Genomic DNA, 20,631 nt, shown 5'->3' on the forward strand with positions numbered 1-20,631 from the left:
TTTGCCTGGCGGCAGTAGCGCGGTGGTCCCACCTGACCCCATGCCGAACTCAGAAGTGAAACGCCGTAGCGCCGATGGTAGTGTGGGGTCTCCCCATGCGAGAGTAGGGAACTGCCAGGCATCAAATTAGTTCCTTTTCCCCTGACAAGGAAAATAACAGGAACAAACAGGTATCAGACGATTGCTGATACGTGTGAAAGAACCGGTGGAGCGGTAGTTCAGTTGGTTAGAATACCTGCCTGTCACGCAGGGGGTCGCGGGTTCGAGCCCCGTCCGTTCCGCCAATTATTGCATAGTCCCTGAATCGAAAGATTCAGGGACTTTTTGCATTTATTTTCCAGTGAAAATGCAAACCGGACTCCTTTCTTTCTCTGATATATTTATTATCTCACAGGCTCACGTTTATCTCATCGGCGTTTCTTACAGGATTTAATCCTGAGGAGTTAACTGATATTAAACTATTATCTTTAACTAAATAGAATGGTTATCAGTTTGAATTTATCAAAGAATAAGTATATCCAGACATCCAGGGAATACTTTGTATCAAATTGAAAAATTTGTGTGTTCAGATAAACCTGCAAAGTACTAATAAAGCTCATAATAAATGAGTACTAAAATTCTTAATCCAGTTCAATAAGTTGTCAGATTACAGATGCAAGTTCCAATAAAATACCATAAAGTCTCAATTTGGAATAATCACAAAGATCATCATTATGAAATTCTCATTGGATATACTGGACTGGCGGGCAGTGGCTCCGGGAGTCGATAGTTGTGAGCACTGGATCCAATGGGCTCAGTGCTCAGATATAAATACATTTTCCGGTGAGAACCCCAAAAGCCAGCAAATTCCAATGATGTCAGCACGTCGAATGAGTACCGGCAGTCGTTTTGCTGTTGATGCCGGGCTTGCATTGCTCGCCAATAACAACGTAGATGCGGCAATTTTTACCAGCCGCCATGGTGAGCTGGAGAATACAGGGCGCATTTTGCATTCTCTGGCAGAGGAAGACGCTTTATCTCCGACTGAATTCTCCATGTCAGTACATAATACCGCAGCAGGTTGGCTTACCATTATTAGCAAAAATCCGTTGCCGGTAACCTCATTAGCAGCCGGAAAAGACAGTTTTCAGCAAGGGATACTGGAAGCTCAGTCGATGCTGGCAACCGGTGCTTCCAGCGTCATGCTGGTCGATTTTGATGGTGAAATCCCAGATATATATAACGAATCGGTAAATTCTGAGTTTCTACCTTACGCTGTAGCAATAATATTAACTTCTGGCGATAGTTTGCAGTGCCAGCGTATTTCATTGCCGGGTGAGGATCTGAATTCAGAAATTCCGCAGAGTCTGCAATTTCTGCGAGGTTATCTTTCTTCCTCTTCTTTATTCAATGTCAGTGCAGATAGCCGCCATAGCTGGCAATGGGTTCGGGATTTGTGATGAGAGAAACGCTAGTACCCGAAGAAAAGTCTTCTCTGGTAAATCGCATCTGGCGATGGCTGGTAACTGGATTCTTTTTCGCACTTTTCGGAATTGGCGGGCTGTTGCTTTCTATTATCTGGTTTAATCTGTTGCGACTGATCATCCGGCAACCCGACAGATTGCACCGAATGACGCTAAACAGCATCCGTAATAGTTTTAGGTTTTTTCTGAGTGGATTACGGAGGGTGGGAGTGATGGATTACCGGTTTACCGGTGATGAAAAGTTTCAGCAAGATACCGGGTGTCTGATCGTGGCGAATCATCCCAGCCTTCTTGATTATGTGATCCTGGCATCCCGGATGCCGCGTTGTGACTGCATCGTCAAACAGGCTTTGTTGCAAAACCCATTCTTAAGCGGAGTGATAAAAGCGGCGGGCTACCTGATTAACTCTGGGTCTGACGCTCTGTTGCAGGCCTGTGAAACCCGGTTGCAAGCAGGCGGTACGCTGTTAATTTTCCCGGAAGGAACGCGCTCCTTACCTGAGAAACCGATGACGCTGCAGCGTGGTGCCGCTAACATTGCTCTGAGGGCGGGGTGTGATGTCAGGATTGTCCATATTTCATGTCAGCCACCCATGCTGACAAAAAATGGGAAGTGGTACGAAATTCCCCGTGTAAAACCTCAGTTTGTGATTACCGTTGCCGATAAGGTAAAGGCTGAAGACTTTTTAGATGAAAGCGATCTTTCACCTGCTTTGGCTGCACGGCGTCTGACGCAGTATTTGTGCACTGAGTTGATGCGCAGCAATATGCAAAATAATGAGAATTAAGTCATGGATTCATTAAGTAACGACATAAAAGCACTTATCATTGAGACGCTGAATCTGGAAGGAATGACGCCAGATGAGATAGAGACGCAGGCCCCACTTTTTGGTGACGGATTAGGGCTGGATTCTATTGATGCCCTTGAGCTTGGTCTGGCATTAAAGAAGCAATACGGTGTGATCCTTTCGGCGGAAAGTCAGGAAATGCGCGAGCACTTTTATTCTGTTGAAAGTTTGGCCAGATTTATATCAGTACAGCGTGGTTAAAGAGATTCCTATGCAGAAGCAAGAAATTTACCAGCAGATTAGCGCGTTATTAGTCAAGCTATTTGAAATCGATGAAGATGATATCCGCCCGGATGCAAAACTCTATGAGGATTTGGAATTAGACAGCATTGATGCTGTTGATCTGGTGGTTCATTTGCAGAAAATCACTGGCAGAAAAATTAAGCCTGAAATGTTTAAATCTGTTCGCACCGTTCAGGATGTTGTTGATGCCATAGATGAATTACTTAATTCCCCGGCGCCATAGTATGTGTGGGTATCTTTTTTGTGGATAAACCCCGGCGCTTCTCATTTTCTCAGGTTGCGAAGATTGCCCGCTGGGCGATGCCGGTGGCGGTTATTGTCTATCCGCTAGCCGTATGGTGCGGTTTAAAAAGTTGGGGAATTAGCGTTCTGGCACCTGTGCTGATTGCTGTCTTTATTCTGCGATTACTGACTTTTCGCGGAAAATTATCCCAGTTAACTTTTTTTGGAAAAGCGATTGCGGCCTCAGGGATTGTGCTGGTCGCCAGCAGCCTTTTATTACGCGAAACCTCTATGCTGTTGTATTACCCGGTCGCGGTAAATGCTTTATTACTGGGGGTATTTTTCAGTTCCTTATACGCCCGGCAATCTTTGGTTGAACGTCTTGCGCGACTGAATGAACCCGATTTACCGCCCGAAGGTGTTGTTTATACACGCCGTGTCACCCAGGTCTGGTGCATTTTTTTTCTGTGGAATGGATCATTTGCTTTATATACCTGCCTGAAAGGCGATATGGCCCTATGGGCTCTTTACAACGGCGGGATCAGTTATCTGCTGATTGGCTTATTAATGGGTATTGAATGGATAGTCAGAAAGCGTCTGCGCCAGCCATGACGCTGCCAATGTGCAAATGGCTAAGCACGGAAAGAGCAGATGATTATCTGGTTGCCTGGAGCGAAAGCCGGGAATGGCGTCAGTGTGATTTCCGCCAGGACGTATTATCTCTGCTGACTCATATCAGCGCGACATCGCATACCCGCTGGGCATTGTGTTTTGAAGATAACTATTCATTTGCCGTGGCGCTGCTGGCAGTGCTTTACAGCGGTAACACGCCGGTTTTACCTGGACATTTTCGCCCGGCCGTTCTGGCTGAACAACGCGATGAATTTGATGCGTTAATTACCGATCTTGATTTGACGATTGATTGCCCTGTTCTGCGTTTGCCTTGCTCAGTGGATCAGCCATTGACTGTTTTACCCAACTGGCCAGAAAATCCCGCGCTTCACTTATTTACCTCCGGTTCGACCGGTAAACCGCAAAAAATAATCAAACCAATTACCTGTCTTGAACTGGAGAGCCAGTGGCTTTCAGCGCGATGGGGCGATCAATTCGCAGATGCACACTTTGTTGCCACCGTGGCGCCTCATCATATGTACGGCCTGAGTTTTGCTTTTATGTTGCCGCTGTCGCTTGGCCGGCCTTTTGCGACGAAAAGTGTGGAGTATCACGAACAGTTGCAGTCACTTGCCAGTAAAAATACTTTGGTGCTGACCAGCAGCCCGGCCTTTCTTAAACGCCTTGATCCGGCTTTGGAGCCAACTCACTGCCGGCATGTCTTTTCTGCCGGAGGCCCGCTAAGTAATGAGGCCGCCTTGCTGGTAGAAAATGTCTGTGGTTGTCTGCCGACAGAAATCTATGGCACCAGCGAAAGCGGCATTATTGCTTTTCGTACGCAACATCAGCCAGACGAAGCCTGGACGCTTTTTGAAAATATCCGATTCTCTTCCTGTGCTGATGGCAATATTTCCCTGATTTCTCCGCTGCTCCCGCAGCCGGAAGGCATGATCCTCAGTGATAAAATCCAGCTATTGCCCGCGGGACAACGCCAGTTTGTTCTTTTAGGCCGTAAGGATCGGATCGTTAAGATTGCAGAGCAGCGGATCTCACTGACTGAAATTGAGCAGCGTTTGTGTGCGTTGGATCTTTTAAGCGACGCCAGCGTGCTGACACTCGAAAAACAGGGGCGGCTTTATATCGCAGCCGTACTGGTATTAAGTCACGGCGGAGAGCTGTTATTACAGGCGCAGGGGCAGGCCGCGCTGCTTGGGCAGATTCGCCTGACGCTGCACCAGTGGTTATCGCCGGTCTCTGTGCCGCGATACTGGCGTCTGGCGTCTGCCATTCCTCTTAACCAGCAAGGCAAACGCGCGACTGCTGAATTACAGGAACTGTTCTTATGATTTTGCCGCAAGTGCTGAACCAGCAACTCGTCAGCGACACCCGTCTGCTTCTCACGTTCCGGTTGTCTGCGGATTTATTCTGGTTTAAAGGCCATTTCCCGTCGTCTCCGATTTTGCCTGGCGTGACACAGGTGAACTGGGCCATGGGCTACGCCGAAGAACTTCTGGGGCTGGATAAAGCGTTTTCCGGCATGGAAGTGGTGAAATTCCAGCGACCACTTTTGCCTGAAGAAACCGTAGATTTGCACATCGACTGGCTGAAAGAAAAAAACCGGCTGGTATTCCGGTACAGCGTAGGTGATGCCGTCGCCAGCAGTGGAAAAATTACCTTATGTCCATAATGCTGTCAGTTTCTTTTTCTCCCTGCCTGATTATTCCCTGCTACAACCACGGGCCGATGATGGCCGGTGTACTGGAGAGTCTCCGGCCATTCGGTTTGCCCTGCATTGTGGTGGATGATGGCAGCGACGAGCAGACAGCAGAAGAGTTGCAACGCCTGGCCAGTGTGACGCCGTGGATGAGCCTGACGCGATTAACTGTAAATCAGGGGAAAGGTGGGGCTGTGATGGCGGCCCTGCGGCTGGCCGTTGAAAAAGGCTTTACGCACGCCTTACAGGTGGATGCCGACGGCCAGCATCAGCTTTCAGATGTTCCCGCGATGCTGTCTGAAGCCAGAAGTCATCCGGATTGTCTGATCTCCGGGCAGCCGGTTTACGATGACAGCGTGCCGAAATCGCGCCTGTATGGCCGCTATATCACCCATTTCTGGGTCTGGATTGAAACCCTGTCATTCTCAATCAAAGACAGTATGTGTGGATTTCGCGTGTATCCTCTCAAACCTTGTCTGCAACTGATGGCGGAAAAAACACTGGGTTTACGGATGGATTTCGATACGGAAATCATGGTGCGCCTTTACTGGCAGGGCACGCGCAGCCGTTTCCTGCCCACGCGGGTGACCTATCCCGAAGATGGCCTCTCGCATTTTGATGCAGTGAAGGACAATCTGCAGATTTCCTGGATGCACACGCGGCTGTTTTTTGGCATGTTGCCGCGTATTCCTTATTTGCTGCGTCAGCGAAGAAAATGTCCCCGGCACTGGTCTGCTACACAGGAACGCAAAGGATTGTGGGGTATTCGCCTGATGCTGGCGGTTTACCGGACACTGGGATATCAGGCTTTTCGTGTGCTGCTTTATCCGGTCATCACCTATTTTTGGCTTACCGGCCGCAAACAGCGCAATGCCTCTGCCAGCTGGCTGGAACGTGTCCGCGTAACGGCCGCACATCGCAATATTTCCCTGCCTTATCCGCTGAGCACTTTCCGGCATTTCATGCGGTTTGGTGAATCTATGCTGAGTAAACTGGCGAGCTGGCAGGGCGATAAAACCCTGACCGATGCGGTACTGGTCAATCCCGAAATTTGCGAATCGCATATTGCCTCGGGGCGTGGCACGGTGATCCTCGCCTCGCATTTAGGCGATATCGAATCCTGCCGCGCGATTGGCGCGCTCAATCACCGCATTACCGTTAATGCGCTGGTATTTACCGAACATGCCGAGCGGTTCAATCAGGTAATGAAAGAGATTAACCCGCAGGCCGTGGTTAACCTTATCCAGGTGAACAAGATGGGGCCGGAGACCGCCATTTTATTGCAGGAAAAACTGGATGCCGGTGAGTGGGTGGCGATTGTCGGCGACCGGACATCTGCCAGTCCTCATCAGCGTGGAGAGCATGCCCGCGTGATTTACAGCGAGTTTCTGGGTGAACCCGCCGCATTCCCGCAGGGGCCCTTTATTCTGGCTGCAGCGCTACGCGCGCCCGTCATGCTGATGTTTGGCATCATGCAGCGACAGCGTCTGCATATTTACTGCGAATCTTTTGCGGATCCTCTGATCCTGCCGCGTACCAGCCGCCTGTCTGCGTTACAGTCTGCCGTCGATCACTATGCCGCACGACTTGAGCATTACAGCCTGCTGGCGCCTCACGACTGGTTCAATTTTTATGATTTCTGGCAACATCCGACGGATGTTGCCCCTGACAGGAAACCTGACTGATATGACTTCCAAACTTGATCCGCGTTTTAACGATCCGCGATTTTCTACCCGCGTTGAAATCACGGTTCCTTTCCACGACGCAGATGCAATGGGCGTGGTCTGGCATGGCAACTATTTCCGTTATCTGGAAGTCGCGCGCGAGCAGTTACTCAAGCAATTTGATTACGGTTATCGTCAGATGCAAGCGTCAGGTTATGTCTGGCCGATTGTTGATACCCGCGTGAAATATATCGCGCCGCTGCTCTTTGAACAGCGTATTGCCGTTCATGCGCAGCTTGAGGAAATCGAAAACCGTTTGCGCATCGGCTATCAGATTTACGACATCGAAACCGGTAAACGCACAACGACAGGTTACACGTTACAGGTCGCGGTAGACGCTGCCACCAAAGAAATGTGTTTTGTCTCGCCGCAGGTTCTTTTTGATAAAACAGGAGTCAGCCTGTGAAAGCCTTTTTGCTATTTGTACTGACGGTTTTCAGCGTAACGGCAAACGCTGTTACGCTGGAAGAATTACAACAGCGTTTCAGTCAGGTGCCGGTACTCCGTGCTGAATTTGCGCAGCAAAGAACCATCAGCGGGATGGCGCAACCGCTCAATTCCAGCGGAAATCTGCTGATTGCCCGGCAACAAGGGCTGTGGTGGCAGCAGGAAAAACCGTTCAGCCTGACATTATTACTGACTGAAAACCGCATGGTGCAAATCATGGCGGGGCAGCAGCCACAGGTGGTCACGGCGGAGACGAATCCGCAAATGTTCCAGTTTAATTCCTTGCTCAGCGCGCTGTTCCACGCAGACCGCAAGGTGCTGGAAGAGAATTTTTCGCTTGATTTTACCGATCACGGTAAAGGCGCCTGGACGCTGATTCTTACGCCGAAGGTCTCGCCGCTAAACCGTCTGTTCCGCAGTATTACGCTCAATGGCGAAACCTTTCTGAACAATATCGATATTAATGACATGCAGGGCGACGCCACGCATATTCGTTTCTTCAATCAGAAAACGACGCCTGCCATGCTGACTGACGCAGAGAAACGCCATTTTGCATCCTGACCTTCATCGAAAACTGGCGCAAAGCTGGCTGCTGATTATCGTGCTACTGGTCGCAGCGTTGTTCTGGTTACTGCCACGCAGCCAGATTAACAGCAGCGTTCTGGCGCTGTTGCCGCAGCAGCAGGAAACGGATATTCCGCAGGCTTTTTCTGACGGCTTTACTCAGCGTCTGGATCGCCAGCTTATGTGGCTGGTCAGCCCGCCGCCGGGAGCGGGTATTCAGCCCGCTGCTGAGTGGCTGAAGCATTTGCAGGCGCTGCCTGAACTGAGTCAGGTACAGGGCCCGATGGACGCACAGCGTCAGCAGGAGTGGGGCACTTTCTTCTTCAAACATCGCAATGCGTTGCTCGATGACGCCACACGCCAGCGTCTGATGGCAGGTGCTGAATCGCAAAGCCAGTGGATCCTCGGCCAGATCTATTCGGCATTTTCAGGCGTCAGTGGCAAAGAGCTGGCAAACGATCCGTTATTGCTGGTTCGTGCCTCGCAGATGGCGCAACAGCAGAGCAGCGGCGGTATGACGCTGGATCAGGGCTGGCTGATGGTCCGTGATAAAAAGGGGCGTAGCTGGTACATGGTGCATGGCGAGCTGAAGGCGTCTTCTTATGACATCACGTCGGCTAAACAAACCGTAGCGGCTCTTGGTGCGGTGAAAGAAGTTTTTGAGGCGCGCTGGCCGGGTGCAAAAGTGCTTGAGCGTGGCACGATTTTCTACAGCAATTATGCCAGCCAGCAGGCTGAGCACGATCTTTCCACGATTGGTGCGGCGTCAGTAACTGGCGTGTTTGTGCTGATTTTACTGATGTTTCGTTCGGTCCTGCCGATGCTGCTCAGCTTACTGTCAATCGCCATCGGCGCGCTGTCAGGCACGGTGTTTACCCTGTGGGTATTTGGTGAAATCCACGTGATGACATTGGTGCTGAGCACCAGCATTGTTGGTATTTCTGCCGATTACACGCTGTATTTCCTGACCGAACGGCGGGTGCATGGCGATTCCAGCACACCGCTGGAAAGTCTGAAAAAACTGTTCCCTGCGTTATCGGTGGCGCTGCTGACCACGGTGGTGGCCTATCTGATGTTGCTGATTGCGCCATTCCCCGGCTTGCGGCAGCTGGCAGTGTTTGCCGCCGCCGGGCTGAGTGCGGCCTGCATCACCGTGATGTGCTGGTATCCGTATTTGTCCAGGCGTTTGCCGACAGGGCCAGCGCCGGGGCTGACGCTGATCATGCGCTGGTTACTGGCCTGGCGTAGTCGCAAAGCTGTGCGCATTGGCCTGCCGTTACTGATTTTAGTGCTGGTGGTGGCAGGAATATCGCGGCTGAAAATCAATGATGACATTGCGGATTTGCAATCTCTTCCGGCTGGTTTGCAACTACAGGAACAGCAAATTGCCGCGCTGACCGGGCAGACGAACGATCAGAAATGGCTGGTGGTATACGGCGATAGCGCAGAGCAGACACTGCAACGTCTGGAAGCATTGCGGCCAAAGCTGGCGCAGGCCAAAGAGAAGGGGGTGATTGACGGATTCCGGGCGATCACTCTGCCTTCTCAGGCACAGCAGCAGCGGGATTTATCGCTGCTTCGCCAGCACGCACCGCAAATTATTGCGCAATTGCAGCAGGCGGGGATCCCGGTGGCGAAGCCGGATCTCAGTGCGCAGACGGTTGATGTGCCGGAATGGCGCAACAGCGTGGTCAGTGAGGGCTGGCGTTTGTTGTGGCTGTCCCTGCCGGACGGGCGCAGCGCCGCACTGATCCCGGTGAATGGCGTTCATGACAGCGCAGCCATGGCGGCGCTGGCGGCATCCATGCCGGGGACCGGCTGGATCGATCGTAAAACTGAATTCAGCGAACTGTTTTCGCAATACCGTGTTTATCTGACCTGGCTACTGGCGCTCGCCGTTGCAGTCATTGCGGTCACTTATCTCTGGCGTTTTCGCCTGCCACACGGGCTTGTTTGCCTGGTTCCGACCTTACTTTCCCTTGGGATGGGCGTCGCTGCGCTGGGCTTCAGTGGCCATAATCTTAATTTGTTTTCCCTGCTGGCGCTGATTCTGGTGCTGGGGATCGGCATCAATTACACCCTGTTTTTCACCAATCCACGCGGCACGCCGACGACATCCATGTTTGCCATTTTTATGGCTGCGGTCACCACGTTGCTGACGTTCGGTATGCTGGTGTTCAGTTCCACGCAGGCGATCAGCAGTTTTGGCATCGTGCTGAGCTTTGGCATATTAACGGCATTTCTGTTGTCGCCACTGACCTTGCCAGCTAAAAAAAGAGGACGCAAAAAATGACCCGGCTTATGCTGCCAGCGCTGACACTTCTGATTTTTATGCTTGTCGGATGCGCGACAAATCCCCCTTCAGATACGCAGCCGCAAGCCTGGCTGAAACGCGGCGTGCAGGTGAAATTACCCGCGCCCACCCTGGATAAACCGGTCAGCCAGCAGCAGTTGCTGACGGCCACGGTGAAAGGTAAACAACAGTCATTGCTGGTGCTGCTCAATGCAGATGGAAAGTCGTTACAGCTTGCCGGGCTTTCCCCTCTGGGGATCCGCCTGTTCAAAGTGGTCTACGATCAAACGGGGATCCACACCGAACAGGCCATGAAGATCGACGGTTTACCTCCAGCAAATCAAGTTCTGGCCGATATTATGCTGAGCTACTGGCCAGCGCAGCGCTGGCAGCCGCTGTTGCCGGCGGGCTGGAAACTGGACGATCAGCCGCTGCGCCGCACATTACTGGATAACCAGGGCAAAACGATCACCCGCATCGACTATCTGCCACAGGGCAGCGGACGTCAGCCGGTATCCATCACGCAGATGGCGTTCCACTACCAGATAACTATCCAGAATGTGGGTGACTAACATGATTTATTTTTCGGCCGTGGGCATGGTTAACGCGCTGGGAAACAGCAATGCGCAAATCGCTGCCAGCCTGACATCAGGTGCCGCGCCGGGAATGTCGTTGCAGGAAGGATGGCTGACGGAAGAACGGCCGGTCTGGCTCGGCGCGGTGACCGGCGAACTGCCCGCGATCCCCGGCTCTCTGTCAGCGCACCGCAGCCGCAACAACCAGTTGTTGCTGGCTGCGCTGGCACAGATTGAGCCTCAGGTTCACGCGGCTGTCAGCCGGTACGGTAAAGATCGTGTCGCGGTCATTATGGGCACCAGTACCTCGGGCATTGCCGAAGGTGAAGAGGCGGTGCGCCATCTGCACCGGCATGGGCAATTTCCGTCGGGCTATGATTACCAGCAACAGGAACTGGGCGATCCTTCACTTTTTATGGCGGAGTTGCTGGATCTCTGTGGCCCGGCTTACACATTATCAACAGCCTGCTCATCCAGCGCGCGAGCGATTATCAGCGGGAAACGCCTGATTGACGCCGGGCTGGCCGACGCGGCGCTGGTGGGTGGCGCTGACAGCCTGTGCCGGATGCCGGTGAACGGCTTCAACAGCCTGGAATCTTTCTCCCGCGGACGCTGTACGCCGTTCGGGCAAGATCGCGATGGCATCAATATCGGTGAAGCCTCGGCGTTGATCCTGCTGACCCGTGAGCCCGCAGACGTCGCATTACTGGGGGCTGGCGAATCATCCGATGCGTGGCATATGTCTGCACCGCATCCGGAAGGTCTCGGCGCGGAACGGGCAATCCGCATGGCACTGGCGCAGGCCGGGCTGAGTGCGGCAGACGTGGGTTACATCAACGCACACGGTACCGCCACACCGCTCAATGATCAGGCAGAAGCCGCTGTCATACACCGGCTGTTTGGCAGCCAGACGCCGTGCAGTTCGACCAAGCATCTCACTGGCCATACGCTGGGCGCGGCGGGTGCGACAGAAGCGGCGCTGGGCTGGATGATCCTGACGCAAAATCTTAACCTGCCGCCACAGGATTTCAGCGTGATGCCCCGTGATACCCGTCTGGCGGCGATCCGGCTGGTGGAAAAAGGCGAAACGCTGGCGAAACCCGTTATTCTCTCCAACTCGTTTGCCTTTGGCGGTAATAACGCCTGCATTGTGATCGGGAGGCCGTCATGAGTATGCTCAGCGCGGAGCATTATCTGCCGCATGAATCACCGATGGTTTTGCTGGATAAGGTACTTAGCGTCACAGAAGAGACCGCGCTGTGCAGCGTGGTGGTGTCCGAAAACAGCGTGCTGGCGCCGTTTCTCAATGTCCGTGGCGCGTTACCTGCGTGGTATGCCCTTGAGCTTATCGCGCAAACGGTCGGCGTCTGGAGCGGCTGGCACGGTGCACAAAGTGGCGAACCGCCTCAGGTTGGCATGTTGCTGGGCGGCAGGGCTTTGAAATGCAGCGTGCCGGAATTTGCGGCAGGCAGTGAATTATTCATCAGCGTCTCAATGGTGCTGCGCGATGAAAAACTCGCCAGCTTCGAAGGCGTGATCTGCATTAAACAAGAAAAAGACAACCTGCAGGTTGCAAAAGGACGGCTGAATACATACCAGCCAGACAAGGATGAACTTATTAAGTTAACTCAGGGGAAACAGGAATGATGCGTTCGGTATTAGTAACCGGTGCCAGCAAAGGGATCGGCAAAGCCATTGCCAGCCAGTTAGCCGGCGATGGTTTTTTGGTGGTCATTCACTACCACAGCGATAAAGCAGGGGCAGAAAGCACCCTGCAACAGATAACCGACAACGGCGGCAGCGGGCGAATTGTGCAGTTTGATATCAGCAACCGCCAGCAGTGCCGCGACGTTATTGAAGCCGATATTGAGGCGCATGGCGCGTACTACGGTGTGATCAATAATGCCGGGATTACCCGCGACGCGGCATTTCCGGCACTGACCGACGAAGACTGGGACGGCGTGATCCACACCAATCTCGACAGCTTCTACAATGTTTTACAGCCCTGCGTGATGCCGATGATTGGGCTGCGTCAGGGCGGGCGTATAATCGCGCTTTCCTCGGTTTCCGGTATTACGGGCAACCGCGGACAGGTCAACTACAGCGCGGCGAAAGCCGGAATTATCGGTGCCTGTAAAGCGCTGTCGCTGGAACTGGCGAAACGCAAAATCACTGTTAACTGCATTGCGCCGGGGCTGATCGACACTGGCATGCTGGATATGGAAAAAACGGCACTCGATGCTGCAATGGGTATGATCCCGCTCAAACGTATGGGCCGGGCAGAAGAAGTTGCCGGACTGGCAAGTTATCTGATGTCAGATATCGCCGGTTATGTGACCCGCCAGGTGATCTCCATCAACGGAGGCATGGTATGAGCCAGCGCGTAGTCATTACCGGTATGAAAGGCATAACGGCGTTCGGCAATCATTGGGACGAGATTTCCATCCGCCTGCAACAGGGTAAAAACGCTGTCCGCCACATGGACGAATGGCTGATTTACCAGGGGCTGAATACGCATCTGGGTGCGCCGGTGGATGATTTTGTTATCCCGGCGCATTACACCCGCAAGCGCATCCGTTCGATGGGCCGCGTCTCCCTGCTGTCAACCCGTGCGGTTGAACTGGCGCTGGAGCAGGCCGGTTTACTGGAAGACCCGGTGCTGACTGACGGCGAAACCGGTATTGCCTTCGGGTCATCCACCGGCAGCACGGGTCCGGTCAGCGAATTCGCGACCATGCTGACGGAAAAGCACACTAACAATATTACCGGTACGACTTACGTGCAGATGATGCCGCACACCACAGCGGTGAATGCAGGTTTGTTCTTTGGCCTGAAAGGACGGGTGATCCCAACCTCCAGCGCCTGCACCTCGGGCAGCCAGGCGATCGGTTATGCCTATGAAGCCATCAGACACGGTTACCAGACGGTGATGGTGGCAGGCGGCGCGGAAGAACTTTGCCCGTCAGAAGCTGCTGTGTTTGACACGCTGTTCGCCACCAGCCAGCAAAATGAGCACCCTGAACTGTCGCCGCGTCCGTTTGATACGCAGCGCGACGGACTGGTGATCGGCGAAGGTGCCGGGGCACTGATCCTCGAGTCACTGGAACATGCACAGGCGCGCGGTGCGAAAATTTACGCCGAGATCGTGGGTTTTGCCACTAACTGCGACGCGTCCCATATCACCCAGCCGCAGCAATCGACGATGCAGATTTGCATCGAAAAAGCGCTGAAAAATGCCGGTATACCTGCTTCTGAAATCGGTTATATCAGTGCACATGGCACGGCCACCGACCGCGGTGATATTGCCGAAAGCCACGCGACCGCTGCGGTGTTTGGCAATCAGACGCCAATCTCGTCACTGAAAAGCTACTTCGGTCATACACTCGGTGCCTGCGGTGCACTGGAAGCGTGGATGTCGCTGGAAATGATGCGCGAAGACCGGTTCGTGCCGACTATCAACCTGACGCAGCCGGATCCGCTTTGCGGCGAACTCGACTACGTAATGGGCGAATCACGTCATATTCAGACTGAATTTATCCAGTCGAATAACTTTGCATTCGGTGGAATTAATACCTCTTTAGTTTTCCGTCGCTGGCCGTAACGATGAATGTTGCGCGTGTCATTACTGCGTCGCTGGATGACAACTTTTCGTTGTCACGTTTGCCCGCAGAATGGCTCGAAAAAAGTGAAGGGATGAATCCTGCCCGCCGCCAGCAATGGTTAGCGGGCAGGGCGCTTCTGGCCGAGGCCATGTCAGTTTTCAACGGCTGTGACAACTTACCCGCCCTGCAGATTTCCGCGCAGGGAAAACCGTCTTTTGCGGATGCTTCTCTGCCACATTTCTCCCTCAGCCACAGTAAAAATCATCTGCAACTGTTGTTATGTCCGGCGGGTGAAAGCGGCGGCGACGTGGAGCAAATCCGCCCGCGCCCACGTTATCTTGACGTGGCACGTGCCGCATTCAGTGATATCGAATGTCAGTGGCTGGTGGAACAGGCTTGCCCGCAAACGGCGTTCTGGCAGCTGTGGTGTCTGCGTGAGGCGTGGCTGAAACAGCAGGGTGGCAGTGTGTGGCAGATGGACAGGCTTCGCCTGGATCCAGGCAATCAGCGGTTTACTTCACAATCTGCCGCTGAAAGCCGGTTATGGTGCGCTGCGGATGAGTCCGTGATGCGCGCCCTGGCGTTGCCTGCCGGTGTCTCTGACGTTGATGAATATCGGTTTGATGCCGCGTCAGGCGGTTTTATCTGGCAGGTTTCACGGCGCTGGACCCGCTTTTCCCTTTCCTGATTATTGCGCTCACATCAAAAGTCTTCTGGCAAAGCGGTCGTTTTTATCCATGAATGCGCAGTCCATACTCTCTCCAAGATTTATCTTCCTGAAACATTCAAAGAGAGAACAGTATGAGTATTCCTGCATTCGGTCTGGGCACATTCCGCCTGAAAGATGACGTGGTCAAAGCGTCCGTAGCCACCGCCGTGGAACTGGGCTATCGCGCCATCGATACCGCACAGATTTATGACAACGAAGCGGCTGTCGGCGATGCACTGGCTGAAAGCGGTGTCTCGCGTGAAGAGTTTTACATCACCACCAAAATCTGGATTGAAAACCTTGCGGCTGACAAAGTCATCGACAGCCTGAAAGACAGTCTGCGCAAACTGAAAACCGATTATGTCGATCTGACGCTGATCCACTGGCCGTCACCGAATCAGGCCGTCAGCGTGGCAGAAACAATGCATGCGCTGGTTGAGGCGAAGAAAATGGGCCTGACCCGTGAAATCGGTATTTCCAACTTTACCGTTGCACTGATGCAGGAAGCGATCGACGCGGTGGGCGCGGATCAGATTGCGACTAACCAGATTGAACTTTCACCGTTCCTGCAAAACCAGACCGTAGTCGATTTTGCCCGCCAGAACGGTATTGCCGTGACGTCTTACATGACGCTGGCTTACGGCGACGCGTTGAAAGATTCGACGATTATTGAGATTGCCGCCCGCCATAACGCAACACCTGCACAGATCGTGCTGGCCTGGGCATTGCAGCTGGGTTACGCGGTGATCCCGTCATCGACCAAACGTGAAAACCTGCAAAGTAATCTGCTGGCGCAACAACTGACGCTGACAGATGCGGATATGCAGCAGATCGCTGCGCTTGAACGTAACGGGCGTCTGGTCAGCCCTGAAGGTCTGGCGCCTGCGTGGGATTGATCCACAACGCCTCCCCCTGCAAAGGGGGAGAAGCAGGCATTTAAGCTCTTCCAGCCCCAAGCTTCTCACTCAGAAAATCAATAAAACACCGGATACGTGTGCTGACGGTCTGATCGCTGTAATACACCGCGTGCAACGGCATGGCGATGCGCATAATGTCCGGCACCAGCAGTTTTACCAAATCACCCCGCGCCACATCTTCATCAGTCATAAAATCCGACAGACAGGCAATACCATTGCCCTGCAAACACAGCCTGCGCAGTGTTTCACCGCTTCCTGAACTGATAAATGGTGTGACCGTCAGTTGCTGACCGTCAGCGCACAGCAGCGGCCATTTATTCAGCGCAACCACTTCGTTAAAGCCCAGACAACGGTGTTTCAGTAAATCATCGGCGCTTTGCGGCGTTCCCCATTTTTTCAGGTAATCCGGCGAAGCCAGCACGCTGCGATAGCTCAGCATCAGTTTGCGCGCCCGCAGGCTGGAATCTTCCAGCTCACCGACGCGGATCGCCACATCCACTTTATGGTCGATCAGATTGATATTGCTCTCGGAGGAGAATAGTGCGAGCGACATCTTCGGGAAACGTTCAGTAAATTCGGCCACCAGCGGTGAAATGACATGCAAAATGACCGGGGTTGCGGCATCGATTCGCAACAGCCCCTGCGGATCGTCGCGGTTCTCCAGCAAATCATCTTCTGCAGCCGCCATCTCATGCAGGATTTTTTGTACCCGGACGAAATAGCGCTCGCCTTCGTGCGTCAGGCTGATCTGACGCGTGGTGCGGTTGAGCAGGGTGATCCCCAGCTTTTGTTCCAGACGTTTTAATGTCCGGCTGACCACTGAATTATCCTGACCCAGTTGTTCAGCGGCACGGCTGAAACTGCCACTTTCCACCACAGTCACAAACGTAATCAACTCTTCGGAACTGGCTCGCATTGTTGTTACTCCAGCATAAATAAATTGATACTTTGGTTATTTAAGTCATTTAAGCACAAGCTGATAATCGTCGCCATCAAATCGATATTCATGTGGAGTAAAGGTTATGCCGCTTGCACTATTAGCACTGACCATCAGTGCGTTTGCTATAGGAACAACAGAGTTTGTCATCGTCGGGCTGGTGCCGACTATCGCGCAGCAACTGGGGGTTTCGGTCCCGTCAGCCGGTTTGCTGGTGTCTATATACGCCCTCGGTGTGGCGATTGGCGCGCCGGTTCTGACGGCGCTGACCAGCCGCGTACCGCGCAAAGCGCTGCTGATTGGTTTGATGGTGTTGTTCACGCTGGGTAATCTGCTGGCGTGGCAGTCACCGAATTACAGCACGCTGGTGATGGCGCGTCTGCTGACCGGTCTGGCGCATGGCGTTTTCTTCTCTATTGGCTCGACGATCGCCACCAGTCTGGTGTCGAAAGAAAAAGCGGCTTCTGCGATTGCGCTGATGTTTGGCGGTCTGACCGTCGCGCTGGTGACCGGTGTGCCGCTCGGGACATTTATAGGTCAGCATTTTGGCTGGCGCGAAACCTTCCTCGCCGTGTCAGTTATTGGTGTCGTGGCGATTATTGCCAGCGCTATTCTGGTGCCCAATAACATCAAAAACAAACCTGCGTCACGCATTGTAGATCAGGTAAAAGTGCTGATGAATCCGCGACTGTTACTCATTTACGCCATTACCGCGCTGGGTTACGGTGGCGTATTCACTACCTTTACGTTCCTTGCTCCGATGATGCAGGAACAAGCCGGTTTCTCAGCCAGCATGGTGAGCTGGATCCTGCTGGCGTATGGCGTGTCGGTGGCCATCGGGAATATCTGGGGCGGCAAACTGGCTGACCGTCATGGTGCAGTCAAAGCGCTGACGATTATTTTTGCCGCACTCGCTGTGCTGCTCCTGATTTTCCAGTTCACTTCAGGTTTCGGTATTCCGGCGTTAATCACGCTGTTGGTGATGGGCATCTTTGCTTTCGGTAACGTACCGGGATTACAGGTTTATGTGGTGCAGAAAGCCGAAGAGGTGACGCCAAATGCGGTCGATGTTGCTTCCGGCCTGAACATTGCGGCCTTTAACGTCGGTATTGCCCTGGGGTCAGTGATTGGCGGGCAGGTGGTTTCCACCCTTGGCCTGGCGCAAACGCCATGGATTGGAGCGGTTATCGTCGCGGGCGCGCTGCTGCTTATCTGCCTGAGCGGGCATCTGGACCGAAAACCCAAAGCGGCGCTGGCCTGATTATCCTGTCATTCTGCGTCTGCACGGCTCGCCTCTGGCGGGCCGTTTTTATTTTTATGCTAGCCTATAGATGTGACCAGGTTGTATACCAATGTAAACAGATTTGGCCTGAGCGCTTGCGGGCGTATACTGAGCTTTCGCTGTGAGAATCTCTCTCATATAGCAACGATATAACGGGTAAACAGGCGATTAGCGTGCGGAAAAAAACATATGCAATGAGGTATGTCGCAGGTCAGCCCGCAGAGCAAATCTTTCCGGGAGTCCTCGCACATTTAGGACCAGATTTGCCGCCGGGTGCTGCACTGCCCAATTCGAATATTTTGCGCGTGATGGTGTGGAATATCTTCAAACAACAGCGGGCTGACTGGTTGTCAGTTCTGCGTGATTATGGCAAAGATGCGCAACTGGTCTTGCTTCAGGAAGCCCAGACAACCCCTGAACTGATCCGTTACGCGACCTCAAATTATCTGGCCGCTGATCAGGTGCCTGCCTTTATGCTGCCTCAGCACCCCTCTGGCGTGATGACACTCTCTGCGGCACATCCGGTTTATTGTTGCCCGCTGCGTGAGCGTGAGCCGCTTCTGAGGCTGTCTAAATCGGCTTTAGTTACGGTGTATCCGCTTGTAGATGGTCGTTTATTGATGGTGGTGAACATTCATGCGGTCAATTTCAGCATTGGCATCGACGTTTACAGCAAGCAGTTGGATCCGATTGGTGAGCAGATTGCTAATCACAAAGGGCCGGTGATCATGGCCGGGGATTTTAATGCGTGGAGCAAACAGCGTATCAATGCCTTGTTTGGCTTTGCGGGAAATATCCATCTGGAGGAAGTCCGTTTTCCTTCTGATTACCGCAAGCGGGCGTTCGGCAGACCGCTGGACTTCATTTTCTACCGGGATCTCAGCGTCACCAGCGCATCGGTGATGGAAACACGAGCCTCTGACCATAACCCGTTGCGGGTAGAATTTATGGCGGGAAAACCGCTGACGCAATAACGCTTAATTCGTCCGCTAAAAAACGCAGACATAAAAAAAGCACCCGGAATATTCAGGGTGCTTTTTTATTACCGGTACCTTTCGAATCAGGTATCAGGACTCATCTTGTTGCTGACGAACAACGTTAACTTGTTGCCCGGTTGCAGGTTGTCGGCATTGGTGTTCCAGCGCATCACATCCTTGATGTTGACGCCGTGACGCTTAGCAATGCTCGACAATGAATCACCTTTACGTACCTGATAAGTGATACTGCCGCGATTGGCACTGGTATTGCTGACGCTGTTATCCGCCACCTGCAGTGTTTGCCCAACTTTTACCGCGCCTGCTGAGCGCAAATTGTTCCAACGCTGTAAATCACGGGTCTTCACATTCAGCCGGGCTGCAATGCCAGACAAGCTGTCGCCGGAGCGAACCTTGTACTGTTTTGCACCTGACGGAGTGTTGCTGGCCAGTTTGGTTTCCTGTACTGCGGCAATATCGCCATCAGCCAGTGAATCTTTTAACTGGTCGGCATGCGCCTTCGGCAGAACAATGTAATGCGGGCCATTCGGCGCGGTTACATTTTTCTTGTAGCCAGTGTTAAACGACTTAAGCTTGGTCAGGGACATGCCCGCCATCTCAGCCGCCTGGGTCAGTTGCATCTGCTGTCCGACTTCAACACGCGCAAGAGCACGGTCTTCACTCGGTTTCGGCAGATTGATACCGTATTTCTTGCTGTGCTTGAGAATGTCGCTAAGGGCTAACATTTTCGGCACATAAATCGATGTTTCACGTGGCAGCGCCAGTGCCCAGAAATCCGTGGAACGGCCTCTGGCTTTGTTCGCTTTCACCGCTTGCATGACACGGCCTTCACCGCTGTTATACGCAGCAACGGTCAGTAACCAGTCGCCACCAAACATCTTGTTCAGACGTTGCATCATATCAAGCGCAGCAGTTGTCGAAGCCACAACATCACGGCGTCCGTCATACCACTGGTTTTGTTTCAAACCATAGTTTCGACCCGTCTGCGGCACAATTTGCCACAACCCTGCAGCGTTAGCTGATGAGGTTGCTTTGGGGTCAAAAGCGCTCTCCACTATGGGTAGCAGTACCAGTTCCATCGGCATATTACGTTTCTTAATCTGCTCGGTGATCCAGTACATGTACGGCTCTGCCCGTAATGTTACATCGTGGAGATAGCTCTTATTTTTTAAATATTTAACTCTTTGCTCGCGGATCCGGGGATTATCCGGAACCTTCATCTTCAGCTCGTCGCCTATGAAGTTCCACAGATTTTGTTGGGAGACGGTGTCGTTTCCATCCAACCATCCCCCAGAGGCCGCTCGGCCATCACCTGTGAACTGTCCTGCTTCTTCACTTTGACTTGCTGAAGACAAACTCTGTGCATGTTGTTCCGGTACCTTCACGCCCTGCCTGGACGCCTGGCAACCTGTGAGCAACATGGAGGCGATTATTAGGATCGCGTTTGCCTTCATGTGTGTGTCATAGTTGCTTAAAAGACGAGC

Annotated in this window: 22 protein-coding genes, 1 tRNA gene and 1 rRNA gene; 22 read left to right on the plus strand and 2 right to left on the minus strand. The window is 52.9% G+C overall.

Features of this window, described 5'->3' with window-relative positions; genetic code table 11:
* Positions 1-4 precede the first annotated feature (4 nt).
* The 20 genes from rrf to dkgB all read left to right on the plus strand — a co-directional run bounded on the left by rrf (position 5) and on the right by dkgB (position 15,912).
* Positions 5-120 (plus strand): 5S ribosomal RNA (gene rrf / locus LC431_RS08080).
* Between the two features lie 87 nt (positions 121-207).
* Positions 208-284: transfer RNA gene (locus tag LC431_RS08085), tRNA-Asp, on the plus strand.
* A gap of 429 nt (positions 285-713) precedes the next feature.
* A complete protein-coding gene (locus tag LC431_RS08090; protein WP_013574226.1) occupies positions 714-1,439 on the plus strand; it encodes a beta-ketoacyl synthase chain length factor in 726 nt (241 codons plus the stop codon).
* Positions 1,439-2,251 (plus strand): lysophospholipid acyltransferase family protein, encoded by an 813-nt coding sequence (locus tag LC431_RS08095; protein ID WP_121019615.1) that lies wholly within the window; start codon positions 1,439-1,441, stop codon positions 2,249-2,251. Before LC431_RS08090 ends, LC431_RS08095 begins: the two co-directional genes overlap by 1 nt.
* A gap of 3 nt (positions 2,252-2,254) precedes the next feature.
* A complete protein-coding gene (locus tag LC431_RS08100) occupies positions 2,255-2,512 on the plus strand; it encodes a phosphopantetheine-binding protein (RefSeq protein ID WP_013574228.1) in 258 nt (85 codons plus the stop codon).
* A gap of 10 nt (positions 2,513-2,522) precedes the next feature.
* Entirely contained in the window at positions 2,523-2,777 is a 255-nt protein-coding gene (locus LC431_RS08105) for an acyl carrier protein (RefSeq protein ID WP_037036563.1), read from the plus strand.
* Positions 2,778-2,782: 5 nt separating this feature from the next.
* The gene (locus LC431_RS08110; protein ID WP_223509665.1) at positions 2,783-3,388 is read left to right on the plus strand and encodes a hypothetical protein; all 606 of its coding nucleotides are present in this window, start codon (positions 2,783-2,785) and stop codon (positions 3,386-3,388) included.
* Complete coding sequence (locus LC431_RS08115; protein ID WP_223509666.1) at positions 3,355-4,734, plus strand: AMP-binding protein; 1,380 nt, start codon at positions 3,355-3,357, stop codon at positions 4,732-4,734. The genes LC431_RS08110 and LC431_RS08115 overlap by 34 nt, the downstream gene beginning before the upstream one ends.
* Positions 4,731-5,075 carry a 3-hydroxyacyl-ACP dehydratase FabZ family protein gene (locus tag LC431_RS08120; protein WP_013574232.1) on the plus strand — a complete coding sequence of 115 codons (345 nt, stop codon included), beginning with the start codon at positions 4,731-4,733 and terminating at the stop codon, positions 5,073-5,075. Before LC431_RS08115 ends, LC431_RS08120 begins: the two co-directional genes overlap by 4 nt.
* Entirely contained in the window at positions 5,075-6,787 is a 1,713-nt protein-coding gene (locus LC431_RS08125; protein WP_370633784.1) for a glycosyltransferase, read from the plus strand. The genes LC431_RS08120 and LC431_RS08125 overlap by 1 nt, the downstream gene beginning before the upstream one ends.
* Position 6,788: 1 nt before the next feature.
* Positions 6,789-7,232 (plus strand): thioesterase family protein, encoded by a 444-nt coding sequence (locus tag LC431_RS08130; protein ID WP_013574234.1) that lies wholly within the window; start codon positions 6,789-6,791, stop codon positions 7,230-7,232.
* Positions 7,229-7,834 (plus strand): outer membrane lipoprotein carrier protein LolA, encoded by a 606-nt coding sequence (locus LC431_RS08135; RefSeq protein ID WP_013574235.1) that lies wholly within the window; start codon positions 7,229-7,231, stop codon positions 7,832-7,834. Before LC431_RS08130 ends, LC431_RS08135 begins: the two co-directional genes overlap by 4 nt.
* Positions 7,824-10,130, plus strand: coding sequence for an MMPL family transporter (locus tag LC431_RS08140; protein ID WP_223509668.1), 2,307 nt, complete (start codon positions 7,824-7,826; stop codon positions 10,128-10,130). The genes LC431_RS08135 and LC431_RS08140 overlap by 11 nt, the downstream gene beginning before the upstream one ends.
* Positions 10,127-10,702: a DUF3261 domain-containing protein gene (locus LC431_RS08145; RefSeq protein WP_223509670.1), complete on the plus strand. Its 576-nt coding sequence runs from the start codon at positions 10,127-10,129 to the stop codon at positions 10,700-10,702. The genes LC431_RS08140 and LC431_RS08145 overlap by 4 nt, the downstream gene beginning before the upstream one ends.
* Position 10,703: 1 nt before the next feature.
* Positions 10,704-11,876 (plus strand): beta-ketoacyl-[acyl-carrier-protein] synthase family protein, encoded by a 1,173-nt coding sequence (locus LC431_RS08150; protein WP_223509671.1) that lies wholly within the window; start codon positions 10,704-10,706, stop codon positions 11,874-11,876.
* On the plus strand, positions 11,873-12,352 hold the full coding sequence (locus LC431_RS08155; protein ID WP_013574239.1) for a hotdog family protein: 480 nt from the start codon (positions 11,873-11,875) through the stop codon (positions 12,350-12,352). Before LC431_RS08150 ends, LC431_RS08155 begins: the two co-directional genes overlap by 4 nt.
* Positions 12,349-13,080 carry a 3-ketoacyl-ACP reductase FabG2 gene (locus LC431_RS08160; RefSeq protein ID WP_013574240.1) on the plus strand — a complete coding sequence of 244 codons (732 nt, stop codon included), beginning with the start codon at positions 12,349-12,351 and terminating at the stop codon, positions 13,078-13,080. Before LC431_RS08155 ends, LC431_RS08160 begins: the two co-directional genes overlap by 4 nt.
* Positions 13,077-14,306: a beta-ketoacyl-ACP synthase gene (locus tag LC431_RS08165; RefSeq protein ID WP_153374777.1), complete on the plus strand. Its 1,230-nt coding sequence runs from the start codon at positions 13,077-13,079 to the stop codon at positions 14,304-14,306. The genes LC431_RS08160 and LC431_RS08165 overlap by 4 nt, the downstream gene beginning before the upstream one ends.
* 2 nt (positions 14,307-14,308) lie before the next feature.
* Complete coding sequence (locus tag LC431_RS08170; RefSeq protein WP_223509673.1) at positions 14,309-14,995, plus strand: 4'-phosphopantetheinyl transferase superfamily protein; 687 nt, start codon at positions 14,309-14,311, stop codon at positions 14,993-14,995.
* Between the two features lie 113 nt (positions 14,996-15,108).
* Positions 15,109-15,912, plus strand: coding sequence for a 2,5-didehydrogluconate reductase DkgB (dkgB, locus tag LC431_RS08175; protein WP_013574243.1), 804 nt, complete (start codon positions 15,109-15,111; stop codon positions 15,910-15,912).
* A 40-nt stretch (positions 15,913-15,952) separates the two neighbouring features.
* Here the strand turns inward: dkgB and yafC are convergent, their stop codons facing one another.
* Positions 15,953-16,849 carry a DNA-binding transcriptional regulator YafC gene (gene yafC, locus LC431_RS08180; protein WP_013574244.1) on the minus strand — a complete coding sequence of 299 codons (897 nt, stop codon included), beginning with the start codon at positions 16,847-16,849 and terminating at the stop codon, positions 15,953-15,955.
* Between the two features lie 106 nt (positions 16,850-16,955).
* Between yafC and LC431_RS08185 the strand changes: the two genes are divergently transcribed.
* Together LC431_RS08185 and LC431_RS08190 are read left to right on the plus strand one after the other, a co-directional pair.
* On the plus strand, positions 16,956-18,131 hold the full coding sequence (locus LC431_RS08185) for an MFS transporter (protein WP_119261305.1): 1,176 nt from the start codon (positions 16,956-16,958) through the stop codon (positions 18,129-18,131).
* A gap of 194 nt (positions 18,132-18,325) precedes the next feature.
* Complete coding sequence (locus tag LC431_RS08190) at positions 18,326-19,126, plus strand: endonuclease/exonuclease/phosphatase family protein (RefSeq protein WP_013574246.1); 801 nt, start codon at positions 18,326-18,328, stop codon at positions 19,124-19,126.
* Between the two features lie 86 nt (positions 19,127-19,212).
* Here the strand turns inward: LC431_RS08190 and mltD are convergent, their stop codons facing one another.
* Positions 19,213-20,601: a murein transglycosylase D gene (gene mltD, locus LC431_RS08195; protein ID WP_223509674.1), complete on the minus strand. Its 1,389-nt coding sequence runs from the start codon at positions 20,599-20,601 to the stop codon at positions 19,213-19,215.
* Between the last annotated feature and the right edge of the window lie 30 nt (positions 20,602-20,631).

The organism is Rahnella sp. GSA61A, assembly GCF_019969905.1.
Taxonomy (GTDB): Bacteria; Pseudomonadota; Gammaproteobacteria; order Enterobacterales; family Enterobacteriaceae; genus Rahnella; species Rahnella aceris.

Excerpts from the sequence above, each read along its gene's own strand:
- LC431_RS08185 (WP_119261305.1), top strand. The coding sequence starts at position 16,956 with ATGCCGCTTGCACTATTAGCACTGACCATCAGTGCGTTTGCTATAGGA.
- LC431_RS08125 (WP_370633784.1), top strand. The coding sequence starts at position 5,075 with ATGCTGTCAGTTTCTTTTTCTCCCTGCCTGATTATTCCCTGCTACAAC.
- mltD (WP_223509674.1), bottom strand. The coding sequence starts at position 20,601 with ATGAAGGCAAACGCGATCCTAATAATCGCCTCCATGTTGCTCACAGGT.
- LC431_RS08155 (WP_013574239.1), top strand. The coding sequence starts at position 11,873 with ATGAGTATGCTCAGCGCGGAGCATTATCTGCCGCATGAATCACCGATG.
- LC431_RS08120 (WP_013574232.1), top strand. The coding sequence starts at position 4,731 with ATGATTTTGCCGCAAGTGCTGAACCAGCAACTCGTCAGCGACACCCGT.
- LC431_RS08095 (WP_121019615.1), top strand. The coding sequence starts at position 1,439 with ATGAGAGAAACGCTAGTACCCGAAGAAAAGTCTTCTCTGGTAAATCGC.
- LC431_RS08145 (WP_223509670.1), top strand. The coding sequence starts at position 10,127 with ATGACCCGGCTTATGCTGCCAGCGCTGACACTTCTGATTTTTATGCTT.
- LC431_RS08160 (WP_013574240.1), top strand. The coding sequence starts at position 12,349 with ATGATGCGTTCGGTATTAGTAACCGGTGCCAGCAAAGGGATCGGCAAA.
- LC431_RS08105 (WP_037036563.1), top strand. The coding sequence starts at position 2,523 with ATGCAGAAGCAAGAAATTTACCAGCAGATTAGCGCGTTATTAGTCAAG.
- LC431_RS08090 (WP_013574226.1), top strand. The coding sequence starts at position 714 with ATGAAATTCTCATTGGATATACTGGACTGGCGGGCAGTGGCTCCGGGA.
- yafC (WP_013574244.1), bottom strand. The coding sequence starts at position 16,849 with ATGCGAGCCAGTTCCGAAGAGTTGATTACGTTTGTGACTGTGGTGGAA.
- dkgB (WP_013574243.1), top strand. The coding sequence starts at position 15,109 with ATGAGTATTCCTGCATTCGGTCTGGGCACATTCCGCCTGAAAGATGAC.
- LC431_RS08165 (WP_153374777.1), top strand. The coding sequence starts at position 13,077 with ATGAGCCAGCGCGTAGTCATTACCGGTATGAAAGGCATAACGGCGTTC.
- LC431_RS08150 (WP_223509671.1), top strand. The coding sequence starts at position 10,704 with ATGATTTATTTTTCGGCCGTGGGCATGGTTAACGCGCTGGGAAACAGC.
- LC431_RS08170 (WP_223509673.1), top strand. The coding sequence starts at position 14,309 with ATGAATGTTGCGCGTGTCATTACTGCGTCGCTGGATGACAACTTTTCG.
- LC431_RS08130 (WP_013574234.1), top strand. The coding sequence starts at position 6,789 with ATGACTTCCAAACTTGATCCGCGTTTTAACGATCCGCGATTTTCTACC.
- LC431_RS08115 (WP_223509666.1), top strand. The coding sequence starts at position 3,355 with ATGGATAGTCAGAAAGCGTCTGCGCCAGCCATGACGCTGCCAATGTGC.
- LC431_RS08100 (WP_013574228.1), top strand. The coding sequence starts at position 2,255 with ATGGATTCATTAAGTAACGACATAAAAGCACTTATCATTGAGACGCTG.